Below are 16646 nucleotides of genomic sequence, written 5' to 3' on the forward strand. Positions count from 1 at the left end.
AAATGAAAAAGTTTCTTCCAGACCTTATTGCCATTCTGGCATTCATAGTCATCTCTTTCATCTATTTCTTCCCGGCGATCACTGAAGACCGGATTCTCTTCCAGCACGACACCGTAGCCGGAGCCGGAGCCGGACAGGAAGCTAAAGAGTACTATGAAAAAACAGGTGAACGCACACGTTGGACAAACGCCCTTTTCGGAGGAATGCCCACCTACCAGATGTCCCCAAGTTACGACTCCACCGAGCCACTGACATTCGTACAAAAAGTATATCATCTTTTTCTCCCAAACTACGTATGGCTCACATTTATCATGATGCTCGGATTCTATATCCTGCTAAGGGCATTCGGCATACCGGCATGGCTCTCGGGGTTGGGAGGAATTATCTGGGCCTTTTCGTCCTACTTCTTCATTTTGATTGCTGCCGGACATATCTGGAAATTCATCACCCTTGCCTATATACCACCTACAATAGCAGGTATTGTACTTGCTTACCGGAAAAAATATTTGTTAGGAGGGATTGTCACTGCTTTGTTCATGGCCATGCAGATTCTGTCCAACCATGTGCAAATGACCTACTATTTCCTGTTTGTCATTCTCTTCATGGTAGGTGCATTCTTCGAAGATGCCTGGCGCAAAAAAGAACTTCCCCAGTTCTTCAAAGCTACCGGTGTGCTGATTATCGCCGGATTAATCGGTGTATCCATCAATCTTTCGAGCCTATACCACACTTACGAGTATAGCAAAGAAACGATGCGTGGCAAAAGTGAGTTGAAATATGAAGGAGCTGCCGCAAAGCAGACAAGCAGCGGGCTCAATCGTGACTATATCACCCAATGGAGCTATGGCATCGGCGAAACATTCTCATTACTGGTCCCCAATGTCAAGGGAGGCGCCTCGGTGCCATTGTCACGAAGTGAAAAGGCAATGGAAAAAGCCAATCCGATGTACAGCAGCCTCTACTCACAACTGACCCAGTACTTCGGCGACCAACCCATGACAAGCGGTCCTGTCTACGTAGGTGCTTTTGTACTAATGCTTTTCATTCTGGGCTGTTTCATTGTAAAAGGTCCCATGAAATGGGCACTGTTAGGAGCCACCATTTTCTCTATCCTGCTTTCGTGGGGTAAAAATTTTATGGGGCTGACAGACTTCTTTATCGATTACATCCCGATGTATAATAAGTTCCGCGCCGTATCTTCCATTCTGGTAATTGCCGAGTTTACCATTCCCCTGCTCGCGATTCTCACCCTGAAAGAGATACTTAGCAAGCCGGAGCTGCTGAAAGAGAAACTGAAATATATCTATATCAGTTTCGGACTGACCGGGGGACTTGCGCTACTTTTTGCCATTGCTCCCCGCCTATTCTTCCCGACTTATATTCCTGCTAACGAGATGGCAGCCCTGCAGAATGCTCTGCCCGCCGATCAGTTATCACCTATAGTGGCTAATCTTGAAGAGATGCGTGTGCACCTTTTCACTTCTGACGCTTGGCGCAGTTTCTTTATCGTTACTATCGGTACCCTGCTCTTACTGGCTTACAACGCAAAAAAACTGAAAGCGACCTGGACTGTTGCCGCTATTGCCCTGCTATGCCTGGGAGACATGTGGAGCGTAAACAAACGCTATTTGTACGACGAACAGTTCGTCCCGAAATCCGAACAGGCTGCAACGTTCCGGAAGAGTCAGACAGATGAACTGATCCTGCAAGATCAATCACCGGATTACCGTGTATTGAACTTCGCAGGCAATACATTCGAAGAAAACAATACTTCTTATTGGCACAAGAGCGTAGGTGGCTACCATGCTGCCAAACTCCGCCGTTATCAGGAAATGATAGACCACCATATTGCCAAAGAGATGCAGGCAGCCTATCAGGAAGTAGCAACAGCAGGCGGTCAAATGGACAGTGTGAACGCGGCTAAATTCCCTGTACTGAATATGCTGAATACAAAGTACTTCATATTCCCTGCCGGGCAACAAGGCCAAACAGTCCCCATTGAAAACCCATATGCTTTCGGCAATGCGTGGTTCGTAGATAAAGTACAGTACGTGAACAATGCGAACGAAGAAATCGATGCCATCGGGCAAGTCGACCTCCAACAAACCGCTATAGTAGACTCTAAGTTTAAAGAGGCCTTGAAAGGGGTGAACGAGGGCTACAAAGACTCACTGTCCACCATCCGGTTGACCGGCTATGAACCCAACCAATTAGTATACGAGACTTCCTCGCCCAAAGACGGTGTAGTTGTATTCTCGGAAATATATTATCCGGGATGGACGGCAACCATTGATGGCAAACCTGCCGATATTGCCCGTGCAGATTACATCTTACGTGCTATGAACGTACCGGCGGGTAAGCATACCATCGAAATGCGTTTTGATCCGCAAAGCCTGCACGTCACAGAAGGTATTGCATATGGAGCGATGGCATTATTGCTGATAGGAGTAATTATTCTGGTATGGATCAACCGGAAAAAATATGGAGAAAGCATAAAAAAATAACCGTCTACAGAGACCGGTTCATCATTTACAAACACGAACTCCTCAGACAGAAGTAGTCTGAGGAGTTTGTGTTTTATTCTATACGTAATTTATTATTAATTCTTTCATACTCTATAATTTCTTTTTCATTGATGGCATCTAAAAAAGAGTAGCCTCATCGAAAGTGATAAATTCCGGATTCATATACACCGCTTGAGTTATTAAAACACATTATTTTTACCCAACACTTAAATCAAGACCTTCAATATCGCTTAGGAAGCTATTCTGTAAATTCAGCAATGCGATCATAAGAACAGCCTGTATCAAATGTGCCATACCTCTTATGCCATTCATCTATATTCAACCGATTCATTGCCCCTAAATTCTTTGAATAAATCGTAGAATCAGCTACAGAACTATTCAATGGACGACACAAGGTTATAGAAAAAACATTCTGACATCTTGTTCTATCTTAGAGATTAAACATCAACCAATACAAAAAGGTTACAATAAAAATATATTCAAGTAAATAAATCCGCGATAGCTTTTTGTCATTTTGTCTAAATGTATTCTAAACACCCTTTAGAGTCGTTTTTTTGCACACCATAACAAAGAAAGAATAAAAAAACTCAGAAATAGCGTTGTTCTAAAAATCACATAGCCACCAAATACAGTGAAATACTATAAGAAAGATAATTAGCCGATCCCATTTACTATTCACAAGAAAGCCAGATAACAAACGAACGTTCAGAATGATATTAAAAAAAGAGGCCTCTAAAACTTTATTATAGAAAAAAAAGCCACTTTCTTCCCCTGAATTAAAGGCTTTTCCAAGAAAAAAAGTGCGTTTTTCATCAGAAAACAAACTTATTATTAATAAGAAGTTAACTTCCTACTCTCAGGAAATTAATTCTCTGCCGACAGGAAGTTAGTTATTTGCCAGCAGGAAGTTAACTTCGTGCCGGCACCTCTCACATTATTTCCCGGTAACAAGTGATCTAAAAAGAAATATCCGATGATTCCTCCTCTATTTCGCTACATTTCGCCAAAGTGGATGTCAGCAAATAAGTAGAATATCAAACATTTTGATACCAAACCACATTTTAAACCATCAAATTAAAAGCGCCATCCTTCCTCTGAATAGAGGATAAAGGATGGCGCTTGATATAACTTCTTACTAAGCACCTTCTTACATCACGGCAGGTAACGTTACCTTGAAATTCGGATTTTCCGTATGTTGCCGGTGGATAATTCCAACCATTTTCTTCACAATATCCGGATTCTCGGCAGCTACATTATGGTCTTCATGGATATCTGTTGCCAAATTATAAAGGAAAGGAATACCTTTCTTAACAACCATTTTCCAATCTCCCATGCGTACGCCTATCTGGTTCGTTTCATTAAATTCCCAATAAAGAAAATCATGTTTCTTCTGGTTCTTCTTACCCAACAGAGTCCGGGCAAAAGAGATACCATCAAAATAATCGGATTCTTTCTTCTTATTCACATATTTTTTCGGGAAATTCTTCACACCCGTCAAATCACACAAGGTAGGCATGACGTCGTAAAAAGCACATTGGTGATCATTCACTGTTCCGGCAGCAACCTGACCGGGCCAACGGACAATAAACGGAACACGGATACCACCCTCGTAACACTGGCGTTTCAAGCCACGCAACTTCCCGTCACGCCCGAAGAAAGTGGGATCGGCCCCGCCTTCCTCGTGGGGACCATTATCACTGGTAAAGATGACAATCGTATTTTTATCCAATCCTTTCTCTTCTAACTTCTTCAGGACCTCACCCACATAATGGTCCAAACGGGTGATCATACCTGCAAACTGCGCATGTACATGGGTGATAGCGTTATATCGGGACCCCTTCTGACCACCAAAAGCTTTATCATCAGTAAACTGTGTCTTGTAATGGTTCAGAATAGAGTCTTCCGGCTGCACCAGTTCTGCGTGAGGCAAAGTATAGGTGAAAACACCGAAAAAAGGTTGATCTTCATTCTGTTTATCGATCCATTCCATCGCTTTCTGATGAATCAAATCGGCTGAGTATTGAGTACGTTTATGATAATCGGGACCGTACATCGGATATTTGATATTCTCTTCCATCACAACACGTACGACACCCGTATCGCCCAACGACTGGCTATAACGGTTCAGGAAATTGGGATAATAGAGGTGGGCCTGAAACTGACAGATATATCCGTAATATTCATCGATTCCCCTTTTATCCGGAGTGGACACAGAACCTTCGTATCCCCCTGCCCATTTGCCAAACATGCCGGTAGTATATCCGTTATCTTTCATGATCTCAGGCAGAATGATATGTTCCGGATCATAAGGGTGTTGTCCGACAACCGAGAATTCTTTATTATCGCCATACATCACCGTAGATGCTTGAGTCCAATACTCTTTATTGCCACGTACTTCACAATGTCCGGTATGCTGTCCGGTCATCAACGACGCACGCGAAGGTGCGCTCACCGGACTTCCGGCATAGGCTTGCGTAAAACGCATACCTTCACGGGCCATGTTGTCGATGTTAGGCGTACTGATGTATGGCTGTCCGTAACAACCCAAATCTCCATACCCCATGTCATCGCACATGATAAAGATGATATTCGGTTTTTGAGGGTCATGTGCCTTCTCTTGATGGGCAAATGCTTGCGAGCTACCCAGCCCGACAAGCAATGCACTGCTATAAATGATTTTCTGGTTCATTCGTTGGGTTTATTTCGATTTCACCACAGATTACACGGATTTTCACAGATTAATAATTTATTTCACTGAGAGCTAAGTTAAATAATCTGTGTAATCTGTGGTGAGTTTGGTTCATTTATATTCCGCTTCAGTTATTCCCATCCCGGATTGTTAGGTGCAAGTGCAGGATTCAGAATAATCTCCTGGCTGGGAACTTCATAAAGATAATATCTCTCCTGCCAGCCTTCGCCTGCTTTGATAGGGTCGGGTTGCAGATAGATATATCCTTCTGTCATGGCTCCGTCGGCAGGATCCGGTCCGCCGGTCGTTTCATCCAGCAAGAACTGGGCACCATGTCTGAACTTATCTTTCGTCATCCACATTCCTTTGAGCTGACGATTAAGGAACCAGGGAGCCATTCTCCAACGACGGATATCATAGAATCCGAAGCCTTCACCCATTAACTCGATAATACGTTCACGACGGACTTCCCACAAAACAGGATCTACCAGAACACCTTGTTCATTACCTTTCGGGTAATAGCGGCCACGATTCGGGTCAAAGCTATCGTTGATCTCGGCAACCTTCATATCTGCCACACCGGCACGTTTACGTAGTTTATTGATAGACTCGTCGGCCACTGCCTGAGTGAACTGCCCTGTCTCGCACATGGCCTCAGCATAATTCAGCAATACCTCTTCGATTTTGAAGATAGGTTTATCCGATGTGTTCAGAGTGATACCTCCATTTCGGTTCGTTTCCCAGTTGCTCCAGTTCTTCCAGAAGTAATATCCCGAACGGCTTCTCACGAAACCTGTAGCTCCGATACCTCCCATAAAGTTGGGTGAAGAAGGAACCAGTGAGGCTGCCCAGTTCTGTCCGGGCAGACGTTTCATGCCGATACCGGGGTTATCACACGATTCGTTAGGTCCCATTATGTCAATGTATTCACGGTCGGCAGGATCATCGGTATAATCCCATGTTCTGGGATCATCTTTCGTCTTGGCCTTTGCTTTTACTTTATACGGAGGCATCACCACATGATATAAACGCGGGTCACGGTCGCGGAAAGTAGCGTATGGCGTTTTGTCTCCATGATAGTTCTCAGAAGTAGCAATCGGCTTACCGTCCTTACACAGATAGAGATCAACTGTGTGCTGGTTCATCTCCACATTATGGCTATCCATGTGTTCCAATGCACTGAAGTTGGCCATCTTGATGTCCTGAACAAACTCCATGTACAGGATGACTCCCGGCACTTTGCCCAAATCTTCTGTAGTCCACATCTCCCCATATCCGGCTGCAGGCTGACCGTCTGTTCCGTAGTAAAGAGTAGGATAATCATTCATCAACAGGCGAGACACCCGGATACATTCGTCAAAGAACTTCTGGGCACCCTCCATTCCGTGATATTTGCGCCAAGTGGCTTCACGCAACGTAAATCGTGAGATAGCTGCACGAATACAATCACGATTGATGGTATTCGCACCGTCTTGTTTCTCAAAATCCCCGATATTCGCTTCAGCCCATTTCAAACGATTCAATACGGAGTCTGCTACAATCTCACGGTCAACACGGGGGCCGTAAGCTTCGGGAGAACTTTCGTTAAGAACCGTATTGACCCAAGGCACTGCCCCGAAACGGTTGATAAGCTCCATGTACCAATATGAGTGGAAGAAATATCCCACCGCACGCCAATGGTCTTTTTCAGCATCAGTCATTTCTGACTTATCGATATTGGCAAGCAAGATGTTAGCACGACGGAATGTGCCGGAAAATCCCCAGCCATTGCCCGAAGCCACACTCTGCACCCTTCCGAAAGCATAGTCATTACCTGACTCATTGGCACGACTCTCCAAGTATCCGGCATTCATATCACCTGCGTAACAAGATCCTTGCCCGGTTCCGTTGATTGTATTGGCTATATTATTGTCTTTGAATATCTCATAGCAGGGCCATGCAAACGACTTAAAGTTATCGTAAGATTTAAAAGCATTATTCTCTGTCAGACTGGTGACAGGCGCATGCTCCAAAAAGCTGTCATTACATCCGGCCAGTCCGATTCCGGCTAAAATAGCCAATGATAGATATATCTTTTTCATTTTTAATTCTTGGTTATGCGTTTATAATGTAAAGTTGATACCGAACGAAACAGTACGGAATGCCGGATAGTTCCAGCTCAAGGTTTCAGGATCGATACCTGAAGGCAATGAAGAGAAAGTTGCCAGATTCTCTACACTGACAAAACCCTTCAACTGATTCAAGCCGATTCGGGATATCCATGTTTTAGGAACAGTATACGACAAAGTAACGTTCTTGATGCGGAAGTAAGCGGCGTTAGATAAGTATCTGTCTGTCTTACGTCCATAGTTGGAGCCGACTGTCGGATTCTGTCCGTACATACGTGGATATTTTGCATTCGGATTTACAGCAGTATAATCTCCATTGGCGGCATCTACCGGTTTCCAGTAGTCGGTCAGACCGTCAAATAACGGTTGGTACTTGATATCATTCACTGAGTAAATGTACATCGGGAATACCAGGTTGTTGGCAATCCATGCATCACGTTGACCGGTACCCTGCATCATAATATTCAGGTCGAAACCTTTATAATTGGCACCGAGAGTAATACCATACAGGTATTTAGGCAGGCTATTACCTATTACTTTCTGGTCACCGGGGTTATCCAATGTACCGTCTCCGCTGTCGATCTGGTTCGTACTCTTATCGTCATCACGGAGATTCTTGAATTTCAAGTCACCGGGACGCGGGCTGACACCTTTAATAGAGGCTACCCCGTCTTTAAGTTTCCAGCTGTTGGTATCTACAAAATCATCTACTGTATAGAATCCGTCTACTTCATATCCCCAGATCTCACCCAGTCTTTGTCCCGGATAGAAATTACTCAGCAATTTAGAAGCAGCATTATCATCGTACTTAGTGATTTCAGAGTAGCTGTCAGAAAGATTGAATCCGACACGGTAGTTGAATTTACCGATGCGGTCTCTCCAGTTCACAGCCAGTTCCCAACCACGGGTACGCATATCAGCTGTATTCTGGAAAGGAGAACTTGCACCCACAACAGCAGGAAGCTGCATACCCGGTGCCAACATTCCTTTTGTGTCACGCTGATACCAATCGAACACGGCATTCAGACGATTGCCAAACATGTTCAGATCCAAACCGATATCAGTAGTCGCTACTTTCTCCCAGGTAAAGCTTGTACTTACCAGATTCGGCAAAGAGTTAATGGCAGTTACATAATCACCGCCTGACAACCAGCCGTTGTACTTGTTACTAACACTCATAGTCGGGAAATATGCATAGTTCACTACATTCTGGTTGCCGATCACACCATAAGATGCACGAATCTTCAGACCATCAATATAATTGCGTGTAGCCTCCATAAACTTTTCCTGAGCCACGTTCCATCCCAAAGATACAGACGGGAAGAAACCGAAACGGGAATCTTTCGGGAATTTGGATGATCCGTCATAACGCCCGTTCACCTCCAGCAAATATTTATCCATGTAGTTATAATTAACCCGGAAGAATCCGCCACGAACAGAATATTCATTATAGCTGTCTGTCGCTTTCAGGTCACCAGTACCTGAACCTAAGGCCGGCACTTCGATAACAGCTTGATTGTAAGACAGCACATTTACCCCTTCCGTATATTTAGACTCCTGGTTGAAACCGGCCATTACGCTAAAATGGTGGTCTTTCTTAATATCAAACTTATATGTACCATAAATATTGAAGGCATTGTAATCGGTGAACTGTTTTTCTTTCTGCAAATAGTCTTTTGCAGCATTCCAGATGTTGTTACCTCCCTGTATGTCTGTATACTGAGTTTTTCCGGTATAGAAATTATAGTCATACATGTTTTTGTCAAACGTGTATTCAAATACCCCTTCAAAGCCTTTGAATGGCTTCAAAATAGATTTCACGAAAACACGCGGATTGTCATATGACTTTTTCCATTTATTCGCCAACAACACCTGATTACGCGGTGTATTGAAAGGCAAATCCTGAGAGATTGTAGAACAAACGTCCGCAGGCATATTACCTTCCGGTTGATAAGAAACCTGATTACTACCGAACATGCTTCCCAGACCGGAGCTCGGTTGTGACTGATTGGTACGCGCATAGCTCATTGTCAGTTCCTGAGTAAACCATTTGGTAATATCAGCAGAAATATAAGAATTGATATTCAGACGTTCATACGTATCTTTATCGGTAATCAAAACACCGTCCGTAGATACATATCCGGCTGACATACGGTAACGCAACTTATCTGTACCGCCGGATACAGAAAGATTATGATTCATCTGGAAACTGGTCTCCATAAAATTCTTATATGGATCATGTTCGTTCAGATAATACAAGGCTCCGTCCGTATCGGCAAAAATACCATCACCTACAGTTTTGATAGATGAAGGATCCTGCCTGTACTGTGTCAGGTATTCCTTCCATTTTGAAACACTGGGTGAACCATAAGACCAATAAGCATCAGAATATCCTCCATCCTGATAAGCCTGCAGGTAATCCATTAACGATGCTTGCTTCGGCAGATTCATTGCAGTAGCAAAACCGAAATTATTGTTATAGTTCAGGCGGAAAGCCGTAGCTTCTTTCGGGCGCTTAGTAGTCACCAGAACCACACCACCGGCCGCACGCGCACCATAAATAGCTGCCGAAGCAGCATCTTTCAGTACCGTCACCGTTTCGATATCTTCCGGATTCAACATGTCGAGGCTACCCTCTACGTTATCAATCAAGATAAGAGGCGCGACATTGGCACCATAGCTTCCGTCGCTATTCTTGATACCTACTGAATAGGCACCACGCAGTTGGAATGACTTTCCGCTACCCGGTGCATTCCCGCTATTAGATACCAGCAGTCCCGGAACCGTACCTTGCAATGCATCGGAAGCTGTCATAATAGGACGGTCCCCGATAATCTCATCCATTTTGATAGATGAAACAGCACCTGTCAAGTTTGCTTTCTTTTGTGAACCGAAACCGACTACCACTACTTCGTCTAAGGTACGAGAGTCATCTTTCAGCACTATCTTCAAAGGAACACCGGCCACGGCTTTCACTTCTTGTGTTACATAACCGATATAAGAGATAACGATAACAGCACCCGGATTTACCGACAAAGAGAAATTTCCCTCTACATTACTGATCGTACCATTCTGGGCATTGTTTTTTTCCATAATGGTAGCACCAATAATCGATTCTCCCAGGTTATCCCTGATATTACCTTTTACAACGATCTTATTACTCTGCTGTGGTGTGGAAACTACCTCCGGAGCACTCTTCAGAATAACTTCATTGCCCTTGATGACATAGCTGATACCACTGTCTTTAAACAGCACATTCAGTACCTCCTCTATGGAGCCTTCACAATTGATGTCACGGATCTTTGCATTACCCAAATCGGCTGCCTTGTAAAAGAACGTATATTTACTGTTCTTTTCAATAACCTGGATGGCCTGTTTAATGCTCATTGCCTTTCCCTGCACGGCTATCTGTCCCTGCACGGCAAAAACGGACATAGGATACAGGAGCATAAACATAATTACGCCTGCCAGAAAACGCCTGTTACAGACGCTAAAACATTGTCTCATGTCTTTCATTTTTTTGATTATACGATTAATTAGTGATTGATAAAAAAGCGATTATTTATAAATAATGATTCTCTGTGTTTCTTTTCTAAATTTCAAATTCATATTGATACAAATCTTTTCGATAACTTTAGATGCGGGGTCATCATAACGCATATAGCCTGTGAACAAGTCATTTCGGGATACTTTCTCGTCGAGCTCTACCGGAATATGGTAAATATCATGAATGGCTTCTATCAAATCATCCATACGCATGTCGACAAATTTGTAACGTCCCTCATCCCAACTGATATTACCTATATTCTTTAATATCACTTCATCCTTTTCGGGATGAAAAATAATCTGTTGCAAAGGTTTCATTTCAATCTTCCTCTGCGAAGCCTTAGCGTTGAAATCAACCTCTCCACTAAAAAGAGTCACTTCCGCACCATACTGCCGGGTGGACTGAACACGAAAAACCGTCCCTTTGACTTCTACAAATGCCTGATCAATATATACCTTAAAATTACGTCCCTTACGTTTGGTTACCTCAAAAGTAGACTCTCCCTCCAACCAGACTTCCCGTTTATCCATAAAGTCCTGTGAAAAACGGATTCGACTTCCGGCTTGCATCCAAACCCTTGAACTGTCGGGGAGCACGTACAACCGGCTATTTGAAGAAACAATCTCAGTATACTCAATGATATGTTGCGAAGTGACAGGCTCCTCATTAAAAAAGAAGATACTTCCCCCAACAACCAATAACACTGTAATACATGCAGCGAGAGCAATCTTCAAGTACCTGAGCTGGAGCCGTTGCTTACGTTCAAAAGGAGTCTGACATTTGGAATCAATCTTATTCCAAATCCTACTTTCAACAGCAGCATCATCCACTATATTCCTTGCAGCATCAAATTGTTTTTTCATCTTTGTCTCCACAACATCCCAGTGCGCCAGCTCTTCTACTTCTCCCGGAGAAGACTTACCGGCAATCAATTTGCGGACAAGCCGATCGTATTTATTAGAAATCTTCATATTCTTTATATTTCTTTCCAAAAGCCCAAGCTATATTTATAAATCTATCCATAAATACACAATTTATAAAATTCCCCCCTATATGTTTTCCGCTTTTTTTCTGTTTTATAAATTGAGTATGCTATATTTGTAATCCAAACGTAACTCTTAATGAACGAAAAAGAAGCAATTATTAAACTGAAGACCCGCAATGATAAAGCTGCCTTTGCATTCCTGTACCACTCTTATTGGGCTAAGGTTTACAACTTTACGCGACTTTATGTCACTTCTTTGGTTGATGTGGAGGAAATCGTTCAAGAGGTTTTTATTAAAATCTGGGAGAGCAGAGAGTCTTTGGATGAAGAGCAAAACTTTGCAGGATATCTGTTCATCACCATGCGTAACCTTGTTTTTAACCGCTCCCGCAAGAATCTGAACGAGGCTTTCTACCAACTGTCAGTGATAGAAGCAGTAGAAGAGTCATATGATATAGAAGAAGAACTGGATGCAGCCAATCTACGGACACATATCGAATCACTTATTTCAATGTTACCACCCCGGCAACAGGAAGTATTCCGTCTGAGCAGGGACGAAGAACTTTCTTATCGTGAAATTGCAGAGAAACTGCAAATATCGGAAAGAACAGTGGAACACCATATATCCGATGCTTTGAAGTTTCTAAGAAAAAACATCAAGCTTTACACATTATTCCTTTCATTATAAATGAAGTAGCGCTGCTCTTCCCCGTTGGGACAGAACAGCGCCGATCATCAGTTTTTATGAAAAACGAAACTTTCTTTCATAGAGAGGTATTACACTTACATAACAATTCTCTCTTCACAGAGATACTATTAACACTATATATAAACATGATGATTTTCATTAATAAATCAAAAATAAACATTTCTATAAAAATAAGAAATGGAAATCGACTAATAGAACAATTTAATCGATCAAAATGTTCTCTACATTTTCAGTAAACGTTTACTCAAATACCTTACCGGATACCAGACAGATAAAAATCCGACAGTAAATACGGTAATAAATATCACGATGACATCCCCCAAATGAACACTGACCGGATAGGAATCAACTACAAAATTACCTGCAGCATTACCTCCACCCAATGAAACTATCCCGTAGGCCATCTGAACCCAACATAGAACCAAGCCGAGTATAATCCCGATTATAGCCCCATAAAAGGAAATCATACACCCTTCGAAAAGGAAAATACGCGAAACAAGCCGATCGTCAGCTCCCAATTTACGAAGTGTATTCACATCTTCCTTTTTATCCAGAATAAGCATCGACAGCGAACCTATCACATTGAAACAGGCGATCACGAGAATAAAGGTAAGAAACAAATACGAAACCAATTTCTCTATCTCCATGATGCGAAACACATCCTCCTGCTGCTCGTAACGGTTACGAATAACAAAACCATCTCCTAACGCCTTCCCGATCTTTTCTTTCACTACAGAAATATTAGATCCCGGCTTTAGTTTCAGTTCTATTGCAGACACTTCGGTAGTATAATCAAGCAAACGCCGGGCAAAATCCAACGAAGTGAGAATATACTGTCCGTCATACTTCTGCTGATTGACTACAAACACTACACCGGGCGAATACAAATAATCCATATTAAAGGAAGCAGCCGGATTTGCAAGATTAACCTTTCCATTCCTTTTAGGAATATATACCTGCAAAGGATCGACAAACCTGATTCCGGTCCCCAATGTAGAGACAAGCTCAATCCCCATCACTCCATAATCCACAACAGAATCGTTCAACAAAAATTCGCCTGCTCCATAAAGGATACTATCTATCGCAGTCAACTGCTCAAAATTATCTTGTACCCCCTTTATAACAGCCATTGTTTGACGATCCTTGTATTGCACCATCGCATTCTCTTCAAGTGTTTCAGTCAACACATCTACTTCCGGCATCTGCCGGATAGCCTGAATACGCGGGTCCTGTGCATCGAAAACTTTCCCTTCGGCAATCGTCACTTTCAGTTCCGGATCAAACACAGTAAACAGATCGGCTACTGTATCCTGAAAACCATTGAATACGGAAAGTGTACACACCATTGCCATCGTAGCCAATGCTACTCCACACACGGAAATAGCCGAAATGATATTAATGGCATTGTGTTTCTTCTTTGAGAAAAGATATCGCCGGGCTATGTAGAAGGGAAGATTCACTTCAACAAGGCATCTATCTTTTCAATATAGTCCAGCGAATCGTCCACAAAAAATTTCAATTCGGGGATAATGCGCAACTGATGACGAACACGGGTACCGAGTTCGAAACGGATGGACTTCATATTATTATTGATATTCTTTACCATTTCTTCGCTTTTATCAGAAGGGAAGACGCTTAAATATACGCGGGCAATGCTCATATCAGGGCTGATACGTACAGCACTGACCGACACCAACACACCGGGCATAGCCTTGGTCTGCAACAGAAAAATCTCACTGAGTTCCTTCTGTAACAAACGGGCTATCTTATTCTGTCTCGTTGTTTCCATAAACTTTCTACGTAATTATTTTATCAAACAAGCAATTAGCACTTGTTACAATAGAACACAAAATTAGAGAAATATATCGTTTGACAGATAAAATATGTACTATTTTTAATCTTCATTATTGAATTATTCTTCCAATGCTAAAGAGTAATCAACTAATACACATCTCACTTTTTACGAATAATGGTCAGTCCATCACGCAAAGGGAGGATTACTTTCTCCACTCGTTCATCATGTGCCACCAATTCGTTGAAAGCCTTAATACCGATGGTTTGATAGTCGTTGTTATGTGGCTCTTCCAGCACATGACCATCCCATAAAGTGTTATCGGCTATGATATATCCTCCGGGAGAAAGATGCGCAAGAGTCATCTCATAATATTCAATATACTTACGTTTATCGCCATCCACAAAAGCAAGGTCAAACGTAACTCCCAATGCAGGTATCAATTGGAGAGCATCTCCAATGTAGAATTTAATTTTATCAGCATAAGCTGAATTTTCAAGCCAGGGACGTGTAAAGTCTTCCTGTTCGTCATTTATCTCAAATGTGTGGAGCATTCCACCCTCCTCAAGTCCTTCGGCCAAGCAAAGGGCGGAATAGCCACTATAAGTTCCTATTTCTAATATCTGGCGAGGCCGTATCATACGAACAAACATCTTCAACATACGCCCCTGCAGATGACCGGAAGCCATACGGGGACGCAGAAGCTTGACATGCGTATCCCGATAAAGAGCTTTCAGGTATTCACCTTCTTCATCGATATGCTTTAGGATATATTCGTCTAAAAGATCGGTCTCTTTCATCTCATCCTACAAATAACGGTTGCTATTAGGCAATACACTGTCACCGGCATGCTTCAAAGCATCTTCCACGACATTGATCTCAAGGAAAGAGGTTTGTGTCCCGGCTTTACCGCTACTCAGATAACCCACCATATCAGTAGGATGTAAACGTCCTTCTTTCAATAAACGACGCAGAGCGGCAAAATAATACTCCTGTCCGTTGGCCAACTCAGGCATGTAGATCGCCTCCACTCCATAAGAGAGTGCCAGGTGACGCATAGTTTTCTCCTTATAACAAATGGCAAGCACCGGATATTTACCACGGAAAGCAGCCAGATTACGTGCAGTGCGCCCTTGATAGCTATCAGTAATGATAGCGCGTATTTTTAGTTTAGTAGTTGCTTTCACAGCCTGTTTGGCAAGGAAAGCAGTCACGTCATTACTATTCTCATCCAGAGGAATACGGATATCATTTTCTTCCAATTTGTCTTTTTCAGCCTGTGCAGCAATCTTAGTCATGGTTTTCACAGCCTCCACCGGATATTTACCATACGCGGTTTCACCACTCAACATCAGAGCATCCGTACGATAATAGATAGCATTCGCAATATCGGTTACTTCAGCACGAGTCGGACGCGGATTATTTATCATCGTATGTAACATCTGTGTAGCTACGATTACCGGCTTCTTGGCAAGAATACATTTACGTATCAATGTACGCTGAATTCCCGGAATGCGTTCCTGTGGAACTTCAATACCCAAGTCACCGCGAGCTACCATCACTCCATCAGCGACTTCCAGAATCTCATCTATATTATCTACACCTTCTTGATTCTCTATCTTAGCAATAATACGGATATCGCTGTTGTGTGCATCCAGAATTTCACGAATATCAAGCACATCCTGACGGTTACGTACAAAAGAATGTGCTATGAAATCGATATCTTTTTCTATCGCATAAAGAATGTTATTACGATCTTTTTCAGTCAGAGAAGGCAGGTTGATGCGGACCCCGGGAACATTTACACTCTTACGGCTCCCCAAGGTTGCTTCATTCTGCACCTCACAAAGTAAATATTCGGACGTTTTATCAATAACCCGCAACTCAAGATCACCATCGTCAATCAAGATAGTCCCACCTATATTCAGATCGTGTACGAAATTCGGATAAGAAACGGCAATACATTCACGGGTAGTCTCACGTTCGGGATCCCCCACAATTTTAACCTTCTCGCCAATCTGATAAAGTATTGGTTCCGCATTGGCAGTGGTACGTACCTCCGGACCTTTAGTATCCATAAGGATAGCGATGCGATTGGACACGGTACGAACATTGGCAATCAACGCTTCAAACCCTTCACGACTGGCGTGAGCTGTGTTCATACGAACCACATTCATCCCTGCATCAAACAACTCTTTTATAAAATCTACATCGCAACGTCTGTCTGAGATGGAAGCTACGATTTTAGTCTGTTTCAGCAACATAATCTATCTACCTATTTATATTTATAC

The 16646-nt window shown here is 42.7% G+C and carries 10 protein-coding genes; 2 read left to right on the plus strand and 8 right to left on the minus strand.

Annotated elements, in window-relative coordinates; genetic code table 11:
- Positions 1–2 precede the first annotated feature (2 nt).
- Entirely contained in the window at positions 3–2504 is a 2502-nt protein-coding gene (locus R3O62_RS04205; protein ID WP_032536909.1) for a YfhO family protein, read from the plus strand.
- Positions 2505–3672: 1168 nt separating this feature from the next.
- On the opposite strand, the gene R3O62_RS04210 is transcribed toward R3O62_RS04205, so the two are convergent.
- The 4 genes from R3O62_RS04210 to R3O62_RS04225 all read right to left on the minus strand — a co-directional run bounded on the left by R3O62_RS04210 (position 3673) and on the right by R3O62_RS04225 (position 11861).
- On the minus strand, positions 3673–5214 hold the full coding sequence (locus tag R3O62_RS04210; RefSeq protein ID WP_032529820.1) for an arylsulfatase: 1542 nt from the start codon (positions 5212–5214) through the stop codon (positions 3673–3675).
- Positions 5215–5345: 131 nt separating this feature from the next.
- On the minus strand, positions 5346–7295 hold the full coding sequence (locus R3O62_RS04215; RefSeq protein ID WP_005781752.1) for a RagB/SusD family nutrient uptake outer membrane protein: 1950 nt from the start codon (positions 7293–7295) through the stop codon (positions 5346–5348).
- Between the two features lie 21 nt (positions 7296–7316).
- Positions 7317–10829 carry a TonB-dependent receptor gene (locus R3O62_RS04220; protein ID WP_044300378.1) on the minus strand — a complete coding sequence of 1171 codons (3513 nt, stop codon included), beginning with the start codon at positions 10827–10829 and terminating at the stop codon, positions 7317–7319.
- 51 nt (positions 10830–10880) lie between these two features.
- Positions 10881–11861, minus strand: coding sequence for a FecR family protein (locus R3O62_RS04225; protein WP_317472894.1), 981 nt, complete (start codon positions 11859–11861; stop codon positions 10881–10883).
- Between the two features lie 129 nt (positions 11862–11990).
- On the opposite strand from R3O62_RS04225, the gene R3O62_RS04230 reads away from it, so the two are divergent.
- The gene (locus R3O62_RS04230; RefSeq protein ID WP_005781745.1) at positions 11991–12542 is read left to right on the plus strand and encodes an RNA polymerase sigma-70 factor; all 552 of its coding nucleotides are present in this window, start codon (positions 11991–11993) and stop codon (positions 12540–12542) included.
- A gap of 242 nt (positions 12543–12784) precedes the next feature.
- Here the strand turns inward: R3O62_RS04230 and R3O62_RS04235 are convergent, their stop codons facing one another.
- The 4 genes from R3O62_RS04235 to pyk form a co-directional block, all read right to left on the minus strand.
- Positions 12785–14023 carry an FtsX-like permease family protein gene (locus tag R3O62_RS04235; protein WP_005781743.1) on the minus strand — a complete coding sequence of 413 codons (1239 nt, stop codon included), beginning with the start codon at positions 14021–14023 and terminating at the stop codon, positions 12785–12787.
- Positions 14020–14352, minus strand: coding sequence for a 30S ribosome-binding factor RbfA (rbfA, locus tag R3O62_RS04240; RefSeq protein WP_005781741.1), 333 nt, complete (start codon positions 14350–14352; stop codon positions 14020–14022). Before rbfA ends, R3O62_RS04235 begins: the two co-directional genes overlap by 4 nt.
- A 164-nt stretch (positions 14353–14516) precedes the next feature.
- Entirely contained in the window at positions 14517–15155 is a 639-nt protein-coding gene (locus R3O62_RS04245; RefSeq protein WP_005811781.1) for an O-methyltransferase, read from the minus strand.
- Positions 15156–15161: 6 nt separating this feature from the next.
- Positions 15162–16619: a pyruvate kinase gene (pyk, locus tag R3O62_RS04250; protein WP_005781737.1), complete on the minus strand. Its 1458-nt coding sequence runs from the start codon at positions 16617–16619 to the stop codon at positions 15162–15164.
- Positions 16620–16646: the final 27 nt, after the last annotated feature.

The sequence above is a fragment of the Bacteroides hominis genome (assembly GCF_033042785.2).
In the GTDB taxonomy this organism is placed as follows: domain Bacteria; phylum Bacteroidota; class Bacteroidia; order Bacteroidales; family Bacteroidaceae; genus Bacteroides; species Bacteroides hominis.